The following is a 14434-nucleotide window of genomic DNA, read 5'->3' on the forward strand; positions in this document are numbered from 1 at the left end:
TAGCCAGCGCCGTCGAGCCGGGCTACTTGGTCGAGTCGATGACGAAGTCGCGGCCGAGTCCGAGAAGGACGCTGTCGGACGTCAGCAAGGCGAGGCGGTGGAGATGCGCCTGGGAGAGGATCAGCCTGTCGAACGGGTCGTGGCGCAACAGTTCCGGGAAGTCGCGGAGGCCTTCGGCGTGGTCCCCGGAGATCTCGAGGAGTTCGAACCCGGAGGCTTCGACTTGGGCTGCGAAGTCCGTCGGGATCTTCAGTTTTCCGAGCATCGACTTGACGGTCAGCTCCCAGATCGTGGCGACCGAGACGTGCACCGCCGCCGCGGCCTCGATGCGCTGCCGGGCCCGGTGGCCCAGGCGGGGGCTGTCGTCCATGGCCCATAGCGCGGTCTGACTGTCAAGCAGGAGCATCGGCGTCTCCATAGAACATCGCCTGGATGTCGGGGTCGATGTCGAAAGCGGCGTCGTCGTATTCGATCCGCCCCTTGAGTCGGCCGAGCGTCACCGGCCGTTCGCGGTGCGGGATGAGGTCCACCACCGGCTTTCCGGCTTTCGCGATGACGATGTGCTCTCCTCGGGCAGCTCGCTCGATCAACCGCGACAACTGGGTCTTGGCCTCGTGGATGTTCACTACGTACGCCATGACTCGAGGGTATCAGACTAGACCAGACTTAGCTAAGTTCCTGGGGATGAGGGGGTCGTCCGTCGGGGCGGCGTGTCGGCCTCGCATGAGCCGGAGGCCGTAGGCGAGGAGGCCGAGGGAGAGGGCGACGTGCATGGCGAACGGGACGGGGGCGGCGGTGAGGATCTGGGTGTAATCGCTGGCGGCGTGGAGCAGGATCAGCGGCAGGACCCAGGCGAAGCGGTACTGGTAGGCGCCCAGGGCGAAGCCGTAGATGGCGGTCAGCACCAGGATGGTCAGCACGTCTTCGGTCGAAGGGCTGCCGGTGGCGAGCAGCGACAGGTGCTGGAGGCCGAACATGGCCCCGGCCAGCGCGACCGCCGGGAGCGGCCGGAAGGACTTGCAGAGGGTCTGGAGCACGGCGACGCGGGAGGTGAGCTCTTCGTTGACGCCGACGAGGAGGAGCGTGAGGGCCCAGAGGCCGTATCCGGGTGCGAGGTCGCCGAAGCCGCCGGGGTAGGCGAGCCAGACGAACGCCTCGAACGCGAAGGGCAGCAGCAGGAGCGCGGCGCGCTTGGAGCACCAGAGGGTGGCGATCCCGGAGCGGCGCCACAGACGCAGCCACGTGACGATCCCGATCGCGAAGGCGGCGCAGACGGCGTTGGCGAAGAGCCCCTGGTACCAGCCATTGATGCCGAGGTAGGGGGCGAGTTCGAGCGATCCGACGATGAGTCCGAAGCGGACCGCTTGCACGGCGACGGCGAGGGTCAGGGCGCGGGCGGGGGTGCTGCGCATGCCAGTGACCTTCATGGAGGGGCCGGAAGGATCAGTGTATGGCGGCGACGCCAGGGGCGCACTAGGCCGAGAGGCGGATGCGGAAGGCGATGGCGCGGTAGGCGGTCTCGGTGAGGAGGGCCTGCCTGGGTTCGGCGGTGTCGCCGAAGTGCACGGCCGTCTTGAGGCGGGCGAGGCGGGGGTCTTCGAGGATGCCGTCGACCGGGCCCGCGGTGACCAGGGCGTCGAACGCGGCGTCGCCGAGGACGGCGAAGACGGCGTCGCGGGCGCGCTTCTCGGCGGCCTTGGCCTGGCCTTCCCTGCGGCGGGCGAAGCGCTGCTGGGACTGGCCGCCCGCTTTGGTGGTGCCCTGGACGTAGGCGGTGTCGGTCTTGGAGGCCGTGATGCGGCCGTCGGCGAGGATCCCGACCGAGTAGGCGCCTTTGCGGGCGAGGAGCACGGCGATGCGGCGGGGTTCGAGCGCGTAGTCGCGCAGGTGCTCGGCGGCCTTGACGGGATCGTCGTCGAGGAGCCAGCCCGCGGGCAGGCCGTCGGCCAGTGTCCATACGACACTGGCCGACGTTCCCTCGTTCGATTCGATCGTCCAGGCGTCGCCTTCGGCGTGGTGGCGTGCGATGCCGCCGTTGCGCGCCGAGAAGTTGGCGACCCAGCGCGGGAGGCGGTCGGGTTCGATCTCGACGATCCTGCCGCCGCCGGAGGCGGGGCGGAGCCTAGACGTTGAAGCCAAGTGCCCGGAGCTGGTCGCGGCCGTCGTCGGTGATCTTGTCCGGGCCCCACGGCGGGATCCACACCCAGTTGATCTTGAGGTCGGCGGCGAGGCCGCCCTCGGGGCCGCTGCACAGGGCGGAGCGGGACTGGTCCTCGATGACGTCCGTCAGCGGGCAGGCCGCCGAGGTCAGGGTCATGTCGAGGGTGACGATGTTCTGCTCGTCCACGTGCACGCCGTAGATGAGGCCGAGGTCGACCACGTTGATGCCCAGCTCGGGGTCGACCACGTCTTTCATGGCTTCGAGGATGTCGTCCTCTTTCGCCTTCACGGTGTCGGTCATGCGTCGGTCCTTCCGGGGATCGCAGCTTCGGCGCGGACCAGGGCGTCCTGGAACGCCTTCCAGCCCAGCAGCGCGCACTTCACGCGCATCGGGTACTTTGAGACGCCCGCGAACGCGACGGCGTCCTCGAGGGACTCCTCGTCGCCTTCGGCCTGGCCCTTGGAGTTCATCAGCTCGGTGAACTCGGCCAGCTTCGCCAGCGCGTCGTCCACCGTGGTGCCGTTGATGAGCTCGTACATCACGGAGGCGGAGGCCTTGGAGATCGAGCAGCCGACGTTGTCGTAGGAGACGTCGGCGATCGTGTCGCCCTCCACGTGGACCCGGAGGGTGATCTCGTCGCCGCAGGTCGGGTTGACCTGGTGGGACTCGCCCTCGTAGGGTTCGCGCAGGCCCGCGCCGCGCGGGCGCTTGTAGTGGTCCAGGATGACTTCCTGGTAGAGCTCGTCGAGATTCATCAGCCGAACACCTTTCGCACCTGGCCCAACGCCTCCACGAGCCGGTCTATTTCCTCGTGGGTGTTGTAGACGTACCCCGAGGCGCGCGTGGTGGCGGTGACGCCGAAGCGCGCGCAGGTGGGTTTGGCGCAGTGGTGGCCGACCCGGACCGCGATGCCCTCGGCGTCGAGGATCTGGCCGACGTCGTGCGGATGCACGTCGGCCAGCGTGAAGGAGACGGTGGCGCCGCGCCCGATGGGGACGCGGGGCCCGACGACCTGGAGCCCGTCGACCGTTTCGAGGCGGTCGAGCATGTACGCGACGTACTCCTTCTCGTGGGCGCGGACGTTCGCCATGCCGAGCTTGTCGAGGTAGTCGACGGCGGCCGCGAGACCCACGGCCTCGGCGATCGGCGGCGTCCCGGCCTCGAACTTGGCGGGCGCGTCGGCGAACGTGGTGCGCTCCATGGTGACGGTCTTGATCATCGACCCGCCCGTGAGGAACGGGGGCATGGCCGCGAGCAGGTCCGCTTTCGCCCACAGGACGCCGATGCCGGTGGGGCCGAGCATCTTGTGGCCGGTGAACGCGATGAAGTCGACGCCGAGCTCGGTCACGTCCACGGGAATGTGCGGGACGGACTGGGAGGCGTCGAGGCCGACAAGGGCCCCCACCTCGCGGGCGCGCCGCACGACCTGCGAGGTCGGGTTGACCGTGCCGAGCAGGTTGGCGACGTGGACGAAGGAGACGACCTTGCAGCGTTCCGTGATCACCTCGTCGAGCGATTCGAGGTCGAGGCGGCCGGCGTCGGTGATGCCGATCCACTTCAGCGTCGCGCCGGTCCGCTGACACAGCTGCTGCCAGGGGATGAGGTTGGCGTGGTGCTCCATCTCGGTCACCACGACCTCGTCGCCGGGCCCGAGCTTGAAGCGCGGGTCGGCGGACGGGTCGAAGGCGGCGTTCTGGAAGGCGTACGCCATCAGGTTGATCGACTCGGTGGAGTTCTTGGTGAACACCACCTCGTCGGGGCTCGGGGCCCCGATGAACGCGGCGACCTTGGCGCGGGCGCCCTCGTAGGCCTCGGTGGCCTCGGCTCCGAGCGTGTGGACCGAGCGCGAGATGTTCGCGTTCGAGTGGTCGGTGAAGCGGCGCATGGCCTCCACGACCTGGACGGGCTTCTGCGAGGTCGCGGCCGAGTCGAGGTAGGCGAGGGTCTTGCCCCCGATCCTGCGCTGCAGGATCGGGAAGTCGGCCCGGATGGCCTCGACGTCGAGCTTGCTTGCAGGCTCCACGGGCTCCTTCTTCCTGTTTGGCTAGGCGGCCTTCGTGCCGACGTAGGACTCGTAGCCTTCGGCTTCGAGCTTGTCGGCGAGTTCCGGGCCGCCCTCTTCGGCGATCTTGCCGTCGACGAAGACGTGGACGAAGTCGGGCTTCACGTACCGCAGGATGCGCGTGTAGTGCGTGATGAGCAGGACGCCGGAGTTGCTGGTGGCCTTGGCGTGGTTGATGCCCTCGGAGACGACGCGGAGGGCGTCGACGTCGAGGCCGGAGTCGGTCTCGTCGAGGATCGCCATCTTGGGCTTGAGCAGCTCCATCTGCAGAATCTCATGGCGCTTCTTCTCGCCGCCGGAGAATCCCTCGTTGACGTTGCGGTTGATGAACGCCTCGTCCATCTTCAGCTCGGCCATCGCGCCCTTGAGGTCCTTCATCCAGGTGCGGATCTTCGGGGCCTCGCCGTCGACGGCGGTCTTGGCGGTGCGCAGGAAGTTCGACACCGAGACGCCGGGGACCTCGACCGGGTACTGCATGGCGAGGAAGAGGCCCGCGCGGGCGCGCTCGTCGACGCTCATGGCGAGGACGTCCTCGCCGTCGAGGAGGACCTCGCCGCCGGTGATCTCGTACTTCGGGTGCCCGGCCAGCGAGTAGGCCAGGGTCGACTTGCCGGAGCCGTTCGGGCCCATGATGGCGTGCGTCTCGCCGGAGCTGATGGTGAGGTCGACGCCGTGCAGGATCGGCTTGGCGCCCTCGTCGGTGTTGACCGAGACGTGCAGGTCGCGGATCTCGAGCTTGCTCATAACTTCAGTATCCTTCAGGCGTTTTCAGTGGTCTTGGGCTTCAGGCTGAGGTAGACGTCGCCGTCGCGGACCTCGATCGGGTAGGTCGGGACCGGCTCCGTGGCGGGCGGTCCGGACGGTTTGCCGGTGCGCAGGTCGAAGCTCGACCCGTGCAGCCAGCACTCGATCTGGCAGTCCTCGACGTCGCCTTCGGAGAGCGCCACGGCGGCGTGGGAGCACTCGTCGTAGAGGGCGAACGCCTCGTCGCCCCTGCGTACGAGCACGATCGACGTGCCGTGGATGTCGGCCGCGACGGCCTCGCCCTCCGGCAGTTCGTCGAGCGCGCACACGCGCAGGAAATCGGAGTCGGTCATCTAGGCCTCGATGTCCTGGGGCGCGATGAACTTCCCGGCGTCGAGGCGGGCGACGACGAGCTCGGTGAGCTCCTCGCGGAGCGCCTCGTCCGGGATCTTCTGGATGATCTCGTTGAAGAAGCCCTTGACGACCAGGCGGCGGGCCTCGGCCTCGGGGATGCCGCGCGACTGGAGGTAGAACAGGTGCTCCTCGTCGAAGCGGCCGGTCGCCGAGGCGTGCCCGGCGCCGACGATCTCGCCGGTCTCGATCTCCAGGTTGGGGACCGAGATGGCGCGCGCGCCGTCGGAGAGGACGAGGTTGCGGTTGATCTCGTACGTGTCGGTGCCGGTGGCCGCGTCCTGGATGAGGACGTCGCCGACCCACACCGTGCGGGCCGTGTCGCCCTGGAGGGCGCCGCGGTAGTTCACGTTCGAGTGGCAGTCGGGGACGGAGTGGTCCACGAGCTGGCGGTGCTCCAGGTGCTGCTCGGCGTCGGCGAAGTACAGGCCGAACGCGTCCACGGAGCCGCCGCGGCCCGCGTAGTCGACCGACAGGTACTGGCGGACCAGGTCGCCGCCGAGCGTGACGGCGATGTGGTCGAGCTTCGCGTCCCGGCCCAGGCGGGCCTTCTGGTGCTCGACGTGGGTGGCCTCGCGGTCCCACTCGGCCACGACGACCAGGCGCAGGTGCGCGCCGTCGCCGACCGAGATCTCGACGTTGTCGCCGAGGCGGGCCAGGCCGGTGTGGCGCACGATCAGCGTGACGTCGGCGTGGTGGCCGACCTCGATGAACGTGTGCGCCCACGTGGCGCCGTCGAGGCCGCCGCCGGTGACGTCGAGCCACACGGGCTCGGCCACGGCGGTCTCGGGCGCGACCGCCACGAGCAGGGCCTTCTCGGTCTTGGCCCACGCGACCGCGCTGGGGCGGTCGAACGGGGTCAGGATCGAGCCGAGGCGCTTGTCGTCCTTGCCGACGGCTTCGGCGGTGACCCCCGCGGGCAGGCTGCGGATCGCGTACTCGGCGGCCTTCGCCGCCGGGGCGGTCTCGGCGCTGTCGAGGCCGGCGAGGCGCTTGATCGGCGTGTACCGCCAGTCCTCCTCGCGGCCGGTGAGGGCCGGGAAGTCGGCGGGCTCGAACGAGCGCAGCAGCTGCGACTTCGTCTTCGGGGGCACCTCGCCGAGGCCGTGGGTGTGCGGCTTGGCGCCAGTGGCCAATTCGATGCTCATGAAATCTCTGGTTCCTTGTCCGTGTCCGGCTGCGCTAGCCGACCGCGCCTTCCATCTGGAGCTCGATCAGTCGGTTGAGCTCCAGGGCGTACTCCATCGGGAGTTCCTTCGCGATGGGCTCGATGAAGCCGCGCACGATCATCGCCGCCGCCTCGTCCTCGGTCAGGCCGCGGCTCATGAGGTAGAACATCTGGTCCTCGCCGATCTTGGAGACCGTCGCCTCGTGGCCCATGTCGACGTCGTCCTCGCGGATGTCGACGTACGGGTACGTGTCGGAGCGCGAGATCGTGTCGACCAGCAGCGCGTCGCACTTCACGGTGGACTTCGAGTGGTGCGAGCCCTCGTTGACCTGCACGAGGCCGCGGTACGAGGTGCGCCCGCCGCCGCGCGAGATCGACTTCGACACGATCGTCGAAGAGGTGTTCGGGGCCGCGTGCGTCATCTTCGCGCCCGTGTCCTGGTGCTGGCCCTCGCCGGCCATCGCGACCGACAGGACCTCGCCCTTGGCGTGCTCGCCGACCATGACCACGGCCGGGTACTTCATGGTGACCTTCGAGCCGAGGTTGCCGTCGACCCACTCCATGGTCGCGCCCTGCTCGGCGACCGCGCGCTTGGTGACCAGGTTGTACACGTTCGACGACCAGTTCTGGATCGTCGTGTACCGGACGCGCGCGTCCTTCTTCACGATGATCTCCACGACCGCCGAGTGCAGCGAGTCCGAGGAGTACACCGGGGCCGTGCAGCCCTCGATGTAGTGCACGAACGAGCCCTCGTCCGCGATGATGAGCGTGCGCTCGAACTGGCCCATGTTCTCGGTGTTGATCCGGAAGTAGGCCTGGAGCGGGATGTCGACGTGGACGCCCTTGGGCACGTAGATGAACGAGCCGCCCGACCAGGTGGCCGTGTTGAGCGCCGCGAACTTGTTGTCGCCCACCGGGATCACGGAGCCGAAGTACTCCTGGAAGATCTCCGGGTGCTCCTTCAGGCCCGTGTCGGTGTCCATGAAGATGACGCCCTGCTGCTCCAGGTCCTCGCGGATGGAGTGGTAGAGCACCGTCGACTCGTACTGGGCGGCGACGCCGGAGACGAGCTGCTGGCGCTCGGCCTCGGGGATGCCCAGCTTGTCGTAGGTCCGCTTGATGTCCTCGGGCAGGTCCTCCCAGGACTCCGCCTGCTTCTCGGACGCCTCGACGTAGTACTTGATGTTGTCGAAGTCGATCCCGGACAGGTCGGCGCCCCAGTTCGGCATCGGCTTGCGGCCGAAGAGTTTGAGACCCTTCAACCGCAGGTCGAGCATCCACTCGGGTTCGTTCTTGCGCGCGGAGATGTCGCGGACGACCTCTTCGGTCAGACCGCGGCGCGCGTTCGCACCGGCGGCGTCCGAGTCGGCCCAGCCGTACTCGTACCGCTCCAGGGAGGCAAGCGCCTCTTCCTGCGACAGCGGTTCGCTCTTCTGCGTGTCGGTCATCTCAAGTCTCACCTTTGACCTGTCGGGTTATCGGTCTGCGCGGCTGGGTGGGGGCAGCGGCACCGGGCCGCTTCCACCTTCGGCGCCCGCGGCCCTGAGGCCCCGGTTCGTGCCGGGCACATGGGTGGTGCACACCCCGTCCCCGTTGGCGATCGTCGCCAGGCGCTGGACGTGGACGCCCAGCAGGCGGCTGATCACCCGCGTCTCCGCCTCGCACAGCTGCGGGAACTCCGCGGCCACGCCCGCCACCGGGCAGTGGTGCTGGCAGATCTGCCCGCCCGAGGCGATGACCGACGCCGTGGCGGCGTAGCCCTCGCCCGACATGGCGGTGGCCAGCGCCTGGGCGCGGGCCATCGAGTCGTCCGAGTCGACCGCGTCCATGGCGGCCCGGCAGCGGGCCTCCAGTCGCGCGACCTGCTCGGCGGCGAAGCCGCCGACGGCGTCCTCGCCCTCGAAGCGGCGGATCCAGCGCAGCGCCTCCATCGCGAGGTCGTCGTAGGTGTGGCCGAAGGAGGTGCGGGCGGCGGGCGTGAGCTGGTAGCTCTTGGCGGGCCTTCCACGTCCGGCGGTCTTGACCACGCGGGTCTCGACCTGGCCTTCGGCTTCCATCGCGTCCAGATGGCGGCGGGTGGCGGTGGCGGTGATGCCGAGGTCCTGCGCGAGGTCGGCGGCCGTGGCTTGGCCGCGTTCGAGCAGCAGGCGGGTCACTCGGCGGCGGGTGTCCCCGTCGGTCGAGTGGCTCGTCGCCCTCGTCACCATTTCCACAAGGTAAATGTTACTTAATTCGCCAAGGCACGTCGAGACGGCCGCCGGTGAGACGGGGCACGCAGGTTTGCCTAACCTCACCAGTCCCGCGGGGACGCGCTGGCCCACATTGCGCGACCCGGCGGGGGAACATTTGACCGGGTGGGGGCACAATCCTCGCTGTGAACCTGTTGCAGCGGTGGTTTGGCAGACCGGGCGCGGTGCGCCGGTGGGCGCTCGCGAGCGTCATCGCGAACGTCGGCATCATCGTGACCGGCGGCGCCGTGCGCCTGACCGAGTCGGGCCTAGGCTGCCCGGAGTGGCCCAAGTGCACCGCCGATTCGCTCGTGGCGACCCCCGAGATGGGGATCTACGGGGCGATCGAGTTCGGGAACCGGGTGCTGACCTGGGTGCTCGTGGCGATCGCGATCGGCGCGCTGGTGGCGGCGTGGCTGCGGATCCCGCGCCGGTCGTCGCTGGTGAAGCTGGCGTTCGGCGCGTGCCTGTACGTGCCGGTGCAGGCGGTGCTCGGCGGCATCACGGTGTGGACGGGCCTGAACCCGTGGGTCGTGGGCGCGCACTTCCTGGCGTCGATCCCGCTGGTGGCGCTCTCGGTGGCGCTCTACATCCGCTCGGGCGAACCTGACGGCGAGGTCGTCGGGCTGGTCCCCCGCGCCGTGCGGCTCCTGGCCCGGGGCCTGGTCGGGGTGACGTTCGCGGTGATCGTCCTGGGCGTGGTCGTGACCGGCTCGGGCCCGCACGCGGGCGACGCGGACACGCCGCGCAACGGCCTGGACCCGGCGCTGATGTCGCAGCTCCACGCGGACCTGGTGTGGCTCCTGCTCGGGATGACCGTGGCCCTGATCGCGGCGCTGCACGCGGTGAAGGCCCCCCGTGTCGCGATCCGCGCGGTGTACACGCTGCTCGTGGTCGAGCTCCTGCAGGGCGTCATCGGCTACACGCAGTACTACCTGGACCTGCCGGTGATCCTCGTCGGCCTCCACATGCTCGGCGCGGGCGTCCTGTGGGTCGCGGCGGTCGCGGTCCCGTTCAGCCTCCGCAAGCGCGAGCCGCACGCCGACGCGATCCCGCTCCACTACGAGATCCACGGCGACCGCGAAGGCGACCGCATCGTGGAGAAGGAGCCCGCCCCGGCGAACTGAAACGTGACGTGCGGCGGCCCCGGGCTCAGCCCGGGGCCGTTTCGCGCTCACTGGACGGCGTCAGGGCCCGCGGCGCCGCCGTAGGTGGCGATCTTGAACTCGGTGGCCTCGAGCGAGAGGGTGAGTTCGCGAATGCGGCGGCGGATGGTGTCGCGGTGCTCGACGAGCAGGTCGAGGCGTTCGGGGACCGTGGCGTCGCCCTGGTCGGCGAGCGCGACGTAGTGCTGGAGGTCGCGCATCGGCATGCCGGACAGGCGCATCCGGGTGAGGAAGACCAGGCGGCGGATCGCCTGGGCGTCGTAGACACGGTGGCCGAGGCCGTCGCGGGCGACCGCGACGAGCCCGGCCCGCTCGTAGTAGCGGAGGGTGTGGGCGGTGACATCGAGGAGGTCGGCGACCTCGGCGATGGTCATCGTGTCGGCGGTGAGCGCCGTCTCGGTGACGCGGTGGATCGCCTCGACCGAGACGGGGTCGTCGCCGAGCGCTTCGAGTGCCCGCGCGAGCAGGTCGTCGGTTGCCATGCGTTCGAATCTAGACGGGCCGGACCGAGGGCGCCACGCCCGCGAAGTCGGCGCTGCGGGCGAGGTCGGCGAGGCGTTCGATCTCGGCGAGGCCGCTGCGGTGGGCGGCGCTCAGGCGCAGGACCGCCTCGGCGCCCAGCGGCAGCCGGAGCGGGAGCTCGTCGCCGTTCACCAGGTCGGCGATGATGCGGGCGGCCTTGTCGGGGTCGCCTTCCTGGCGTCCGTCCACTCCGGCCATGTCGGCGCGGACGGCGGCGAGGCCGTCGCCGTAGGCTTCGGCGGCCTCGGCGAACTCGAGCGAACCGTGGAAGCCGGTCCGGAAGCGGCTTGGCTCGACGATCATCACGCGGATCCCGAACGGGGCGACCTCTCCGGCGAGCGACTCCGACCAGCCTTCGAGCGCGAACTTCGAGGCGGAGTAGGCGGCGACGCCGGGGAAGGAGATCCGGCCGCCCTGGCTGGACATCTGGACGATGGTGCCCGAGCCCTGGGCGCGCATGGCCGGGAGGGCGGCGCGGACGAGCGCAGCGGGGCCGAAGAGGTGGAGGGCCATGAGGTCGCGGAGCCGGGCGTCGTCGACCTCCTCGACCGCGCCGACGACGGCGCGGCCCGCGTTGTTGACGAGGACGTCGATGCGGCCGAAGCGATCCAGCGCGGCCTCGACGAGGCCAGGGGCGGCGGCGGTGTCGGTGACGTCGTGGGCGACGGCCGCGAAGCGGCCGGGGTGGGCGGCGGCCAGGTCGGCGGTGCGGGCCGGGTCGCGGACGGCGGCGACCACGTTGTGCCCGTCGGCGAGCGCCGCGGCGGCGAGGGAGCGGCCGAGGCCGCGGGTGGTGCCGGTGATGATCCAGGTCGGGTTCGTCATGACCCGAACGCTATGGGTTCGAGCGCACTCGAACGCAAACGAGAGTGGGCGGGGTCACGGCGTCGCGAGGATCCGGCTGACGATCACGCAGTCAAGGATCCGCACACGCTCCGCCACCGGACGGCAAGGACGCCATACAATCCCGGCGTGACTCAAGCGCTCACGCGGCACGACCGCGTCCTCGGAAGCCTCATCGGCGGGGCGGTCGGCGACGCCCTCGGATACCAGGTCGAATTCGACCGGTGGGACCACATAGAAGCGGAGTTCGGACCCGCCGGGGTCACCGAGATGCGCTCCAACCTCATCTCCGACGACACCCAGATGACCCTGTTCACCGTCGAAGGCCTCCTCCTCGCGCAGCCGGACGGCAGCCCCGAGGACCACGTCGCGCAAGTGCGGCTCGCGTACCTGCGCTGGCGCGAGACCCAGCGCGAACCCATGCCGCCCACCGGATCCCAGGGCCTCGCCGCGCAGCCGTGGCTCTACTCGCGCCGCGCGCCCGGCAACGCCTGCATCTCCGGGCTGCGCGACGGCGCCCGGCCCGGCGTCAACCCGAACTCGAAGGGCTGCGGCACCGTCATGCGCTCGGCCCCGTTCGGCCTGCACTTCGATCCCGGCAAGGCGTTCGCGATCGCCGAGCAGTGCTCGCAGCTCACCCACGGCCACCCCACGGCGGGCGCGTCAGCGGGAGCGTTCGCGATGATCGTGGCGCACTTGATGAACGGCGAGACGCCGCAGCGCGCGGTCTCGGCGACCATGCTGCACCTGCGCGGCGGCCTCGACCGCTCCGAGACGGCCGACGCCCTCCAGGCCGCCTACAAGCTGGCCGGGAACGTCCCGCCCGGCCCGAACACGTGCGCGCCGCTGGGCGAGGGCTGGATCGCCGAAGAGGCGCTGGCGATCGCCGTGTACTGCCTCCTCGGCACGGACGACGTCCGCAAGGGGCTGACCGCTTCGGTGAGCCACAGCGGGGACTCCGATTCGACCGGAGCGATCCTCGGGAACCTGTACGGCGCGGCGTACGGCCATGCGGCCCTGCCGAAGGAATGGGCGTCCCAGGTGGAAGGCCGGGACGTGATCACGGCGCTGGCCGACCTGCTGGCGGCCTAGGACAGCAGCGAGCCCGGACCGCAGTGGGACCTGCGATCCGGGCTCCGTGCTGTTTAGGCGGCGGCCTTGACCGCTGCCGCCACGGCCGGGGCGACGCGCGGGTCGAGCGGGGACGGGACGATGCGGTCGGCCGCGAGGTCCTCGGCGGCGATGTCGGCGATCGCGCGGGCCGCGGCGAGTTTCATCGCCTCGGTGATCTGCGGCGCGCCCGCGTCGAGCGCGCCGCGGAAGATCCCCGGGAACGCGAGGACGTTGTTGATCTGGTTCGGGTAGTCGCTGCGGCCGGTCGCGACGATCGCGGCGTGCTTCGCGGCGATCGCCGGATCGACCTCGGGCGTCGGGTTGGCGAGGGCGAACACGATCGCGTCGTCCGCCATGCCCTCCAGGGCCGCTTCGGGGATCCGGCCGCCGGAGACGCCGACGAGGACATCGGCGCCCTTGAGCGCTCCAGTGACGTCGCCCGAGCGGCCGGTGCGGTTGGTGAACGCGGCGAGCCGGGCCTTGACCGGGTTGAGGCGGTCGCGGCCTTCGTGGATGATGCCCGCCGAGTCGCAGACGATGAGGTCGCCGACCCCGGCCTCGTGCAGGATCTTGGTGATCGCGACGCCGGCCGCGCCCGCGCCGACCACGGCGACCGTGAGGTCTTCGGCGCGGCGGTCCTGGAGGCGCAGCGCGTTGGTGAGCGCGGCGAGGACGACGACGGCGGTGCCGTGCTGGTCGTCGTGGAAGACCGGGATGTCGAGCATCGCCTTGAGGCGGTCCTCGATGTCGAAGCAGCGCGGCGCGGCGATGTCCTCGAGGTTGATGCCGCCGAAGGACGGGGCGATGGCCGCGACGGCCGCCACGATCGCGTCGGGGTCCTTGGTGTCCAGGCAGATCGGGACGGCGTCGACGCCGGCGAACTGGCGGAACAGGGCGGCCTTGCCCTCCATGACCGGGAGCGAGGCGGCAGGGCCGATGTCGCCCAGACCCAGGACGGCGGTGCCGTCGGTGACCACGGCGACGACGTTGGAGCGCCAGGTGTGGGTCCGAGCCAGGGACTCGTCGGCGGCGATGGCCTCGCAGACGCGGGCCACGCCGGGCGTGTACGCGACCGAGAGGTCCTCGCGGGAGGCGAGGGGGACGGTGGTGGAGGTGCGCAGTTTGCCGCCCTCGTGGGCGACGAAGATCGGGTCTTGCAGGTCGATCATTGGTCAAGCCTCATTGCTTCGATGATGATCGCCGACTCTGCGAACGCCGAACGGATGGCTCCGGCTGAGATACGAGTGGCTGGAGATAGCTGGGGGTTTCCCAGTGGTCTGGACATCATATTTGCAGGAATCCGGCGGAGGCATCTGGGCCCGGATGACGCGAGCTTGCACCCTGACGCGAAGAAAACGAAGGACATTTGAGGGCGTGTCACTTCTCAACGTCGCCGAACATTCAGGCTACATTCGATCCAATGAAGCAGGTCGTGGTGGTGAAGTTGGTGCCGAATGCTGACGCGCATGCGGCACTTGCCGAAACCCTGCGACTCTGCAGCGAGGAAGCCAATCGGATCGCCACTGTCGCATTCGCGCATCGTGATCAGACGACAGGCCAAGTCGAGCGCGAATACGCGCTCAGAGGCCGGGTCTACGCGGATGCCAAGGCCACTGGGATCGGATCTCAAGTCGCCCAGCAAGTAGTGAAGAAGGTCCGCAGTGCATACGCGGTGGTGTATGCCCAGGTCCGAGCAGGTCTGCTTCGCGGCGAACGCGCAACGAAGGCACTGGCGAAGCCGATCCGGTTCAAGGCGATGTCGGCGCAGCCGTTCGACGACAGGTCTCTGTCGTGGGACCTCGATGCTCAGACGGTCTCGATCCGAACCGCTGCCGGCCGAGTGAAGGACATCCGGTTTGCTTGTTCCAGAGAACATCTGGCACTGCTGCGGGCTCACAGAAAAGGCGAGTCGGACCTGATGGTGCGCGGCACCACCCTGTACCTGGCGGCGACGATCGATCTGCCCGAGGCCGCTCAGCGGGAACCTCTCGACTTCATCGGCGTTGATCGGGGCAT

The 14434-nt window shown here is 69.7% G+C and carries 17 protein-coding genes; 2 read left to right on the plus strand and 15 right to left on the minus strand.

Annotated elements, in window-relative coordinates:
• Nucleotides 1–22 precede the first annotated feature (22 nt).
• The 12 genes from ACGGCP_RS16815 to ACGGCP_RS16870 all read right to left on the minus strand — a co-directional run bounded on the left by ACGGCP_RS16815 (nucleotide 23) and on the right by ACGGCP_RS16870 (nucleotide 8753).
• Nucleotides 23–406, minus strand: coding sequence for a type II toxin-antitoxin system VapC family toxin (locus ACGGCP_RS16815; RefSeq protein WP_392967012.1), 384 nt, complete (start codon nucleotides 404–406; stop codon nucleotides 23–25).
• On the minus strand, nucleotides 393–638 hold the full coding sequence (locus tag ACGGCP_RS16820; RefSeq protein WP_392967014.1) for a type II toxin-antitoxin system Phd/YefM family antitoxin: 246 nt from the start codon (nucleotides 636–638) through the stop codon (nucleotides 393–395). Before ACGGCP_RS16820 ends, ACGGCP_RS16815 begins: the two co-directional genes overlap by 14 nt.
• Nucleotides 639–650: 12 nt before the next feature.
• Nucleotides 651–1412, minus strand: coding sequence for a CPBP family intramembrane glutamic endopeptidase (locus ACGGCP_RS16825; RefSeq protein ID WP_392967016.1), 762 nt, complete (start codon nucleotides 1410–1412; stop codon nucleotides 651–653).
• Nucleotides 1413–1473: 61 nt separating this feature from the next.
• Nucleotides 1474–2139, minus strand: coding sequence for an acVLRF1 family peptidyl-tRNA hydrolase (locus ACGGCP_RS16830; protein WP_392967018.1), 666 nt, complete (start codon nucleotides 2137–2139; stop codon nucleotides 1474–1476).
• Complete coding sequence (locus ACGGCP_RS16835; RefSeq protein WP_392967020.1) at nucleotides 2123–2461, minus strand: metal-sulfur cluster assembly factor; 339 nt, start codon at nucleotides 2459–2461, stop codon at nucleotides 2123–2125. The genes ACGGCP_RS16830 and ACGGCP_RS16835 overlap by 17 nt, the downstream gene beginning before the upstream one ends.
• The gene (gene sufU / locus ACGGCP_RS16840) at nucleotides 2458–2916 is read right to left on the minus strand and encodes a Fe-S cluster assembly sulfur transfer protein SufU (protein ID WP_392967022.1); all 459 of its coding nucleotides are present in this window, start codon (nucleotides 2914–2916) and stop codon (nucleotides 2458–2460) included. Before sufU ends, ACGGCP_RS16835 begins: the two co-directional genes overlap by 4 nt.
• Nucleotides 2916–4184, minus strand: coding sequence for a cysteine desulfurase (locus ACGGCP_RS16845; RefSeq protein WP_392967024.1), 1269 nt, complete (start codon nucleotides 4182–4184; stop codon nucleotides 2916–2918). The genes sufU and ACGGCP_RS16845 overlap by 1 nt, the downstream gene beginning before the upstream one ends.
• 21 nt (nucleotides 4185–4205) lie before the next feature.
• Nucleotides 4206–4967: a Fe-S cluster assembly ATPase SufC gene (gene sufC, locus ACGGCP_RS16850; protein ID WP_392967026.1), complete on the minus strand. Its 762-nt coding sequence runs from the start codon at nucleotides 4965–4967 to the stop codon at nucleotides 4206–4208.
• 14 nt (nucleotides 4968–4981) lie between these two features.
• On the minus strand, nucleotides 4982–5320 hold the full coding sequence (locus ACGGCP_RS16855; RefSeq protein ID WP_392967028.1) for a non-heme iron oxygenase ferredoxin subunit: 339 nt from the start codon (nucleotides 5318–5320) through the stop codon (nucleotides 4982–4984).
• Nucleotides 5321–6526 carry a Fe-S cluster assembly protein SufD gene (gene sufD, locus ACGGCP_RS16860; RefSeq protein WP_392967030.1) on the minus strand — a complete coding sequence of 402 codons (1206 nt, stop codon included), beginning with the start codon at nucleotides 6524–6526 and terminating at the stop codon, nucleotides 5321–5323. It abuts the gene before it with no gap.
• Between the two features lie 34 nt (nucleotides 6527–6560).
• The gene (gene sufB, locus ACGGCP_RS16865) at nucleotides 6561–7994 is read right to left on the minus strand and encodes a Fe-S cluster assembly protein SufB (RefSeq protein ID WP_392967032.1); all 1434 of its coding nucleotides are present in this window, start codon (nucleotides 7992–7994) and stop codon (nucleotides 6561–6563) included.
• 27 nt (nucleotides 7995–8021) lie between these two features.
• Nucleotides 8022–8753, minus strand: coding sequence for a helix-turn-helix transcriptional regulator (locus ACGGCP_RS16870; RefSeq protein ID WP_392967034.1), 732 nt, complete (start codon nucleotides 8751–8753; stop codon nucleotides 8022–8024).
• A gap of 167 nt (nucleotides 8754–8920) precedes the next feature.
• On the opposite strand from ACGGCP_RS16870, the gene ACGGCP_RS16875 reads away from it, so the two are divergent.
• Entirely contained in the window at nucleotides 8921–9901 is a 981-nt protein-coding gene (locus ACGGCP_RS16875; protein WP_392967036.1) for a heme A synthase, read from the plus strand.
• A gap of 47 nt (nucleotides 9902–9948) precedes the next feature.
• On the opposite strand, the gene ACGGCP_RS16880 is transcribed toward ACGGCP_RS16875, so the two are convergent.
• Entirely contained in the window at nucleotides 9949–10422 is a 474-nt protein-coding gene (locus ACGGCP_RS16880; RefSeq protein WP_392967038.1) for a MerR family transcriptional regulator, read from the minus strand.
• 10 nt (nucleotides 10423–10432) lie between these two features.
• A complete protein-coding gene (locus ACGGCP_RS16885; protein ID WP_392967040.1) occupies nucleotides 10433–11287 on the minus strand; it encodes an SDR family NAD(P)-dependent oxidoreductase in 855 nt (284 codons plus the stop codon).
• A 147-nt stretch (nucleotides 11288–11434) separates the two neighbouring features.
• Between ACGGCP_RS16885 and ACGGCP_RS16890 the strand changes: the two genes are divergently transcribed.
• Nucleotides 11435–12397, plus strand: a complete 963-nt coding sequence (locus ACGGCP_RS16890) for an ADP-ribosylglycohydrolase family protein (RefSeq protein WP_392967042.1) — start codon at nucleotides 11435–11437, stop codon at nucleotides 12395–12397.
• 53 nt (nucleotides 12398–12450) lie between these two features.
• Here ACGGCP_RS16890 and ACGGCP_RS16895 read toward each other — a convergent pair whose 3' ends face one another.
• Nucleotides 12451–13587, minus strand: coding sequence for an NADP-dependent malic enzyme (locus tag ACGGCP_RS16895; protein WP_392967044.1), 1137 nt, complete (start codon nucleotides 13585–13587; stop codon nucleotides 12451–12453).
• Between the last annotated feature and the right edge of the window lie 847 nt (nucleotides 13588–14434).

It is taken from the genome of Glycomyces sp. NPDC048151 (assembly GCF_043202775.1).
Lineage (GTDB): Bacteria > Actinomycetota > Actinomycetes > Mycobacteriales > Micromonosporaceae > Glycomyces.

Coding starts and splice junctions, on each gene's coding strand:
- sufB (WP_392967032.1), bottom strand. CDS start 7,994: ATGACCGACACGCAGAAGAGCGAACCGCTGTCGCAGGAAGAGGCGCTT.
- ACGGCP_RS16885 (WP_392967040.1), bottom strand. CDS start 11,287: ATGACGAACCCGACCTGGATCATCACCGGCACCACCCGCGGCCTCGGC.
- ACGGCP_RS16855 (WP_392967028.1), bottom strand. CDS start 5,320: ATGACCGACTCCGATTTCCTGCGCGTGTGCGCGCTCGACGAACTGCCG.
- ACGGCP_RS16820 (WP_392967014.1), bottom strand. CDS start 638: ATGGCGTACGTAGTGAACATCCACGAGGCCAAGACCCAGTTGTCGCGG.
- sufC (WP_392967026.1), bottom strand. CDS start 4,967: ATGAGCAAGCTCGAGATCCGCGACCTGCACGTCTCGGTCAACACCGAC.
- ACGGCP_RS16870 (WP_392967034.1), bottom strand. CDS start 8,753: ATGGTGACGAGGGCGACGAGCCACTCGACCGACGGGGACACCCGCCGC.
- ACGGCP_RS16825 (WP_392967016.1), bottom strand. CDS start 1,412: ATGCGCAGCACCCCCGCCCGCGCCCTGACCCTCGCCGTCGCCGTGCAA.
- ACGGCP_RS16895 (WP_392967044.1), bottom strand. CDS start 13,587: ATGATCGACCTGCAAGACCCGATCTTCGTCGCCCACGAGGGCGGCAAA.
- ACGGCP_RS16815 (WP_392967012.1), bottom strand. CDS start 406: ATGCTCCTGCTTGACAGTCAGACCGCGCTATGGGCCATGGACGACAGC.
- sufU (WP_392967022.1), bottom strand. CDS start 2,916: ATGAATCTCGACGAGCTCTACCAGGAAGTCATCCTGGACCACTACAAG.
- ACGGCP_RS16880 (WP_392967038.1), bottom strand. CDS start 10,422: ATGGCAACCGACGACCTGCTCGCGCGGGCACTCGAAGCGCTCGGCGAC.
- ACGGCP_RS16835 (WP_392967020.1), bottom strand. CDS start 2,461: ATGACCGACACCGTGAAGGCGAAAGAGGACGACATCCTCGAAGCCATG.
- sufD (WP_392967030.1), bottom strand. CDS start 6,526: ATGAGCATCGAATTGGCCACTGGCGCCAAGCCGCACACCCACGGCCTC.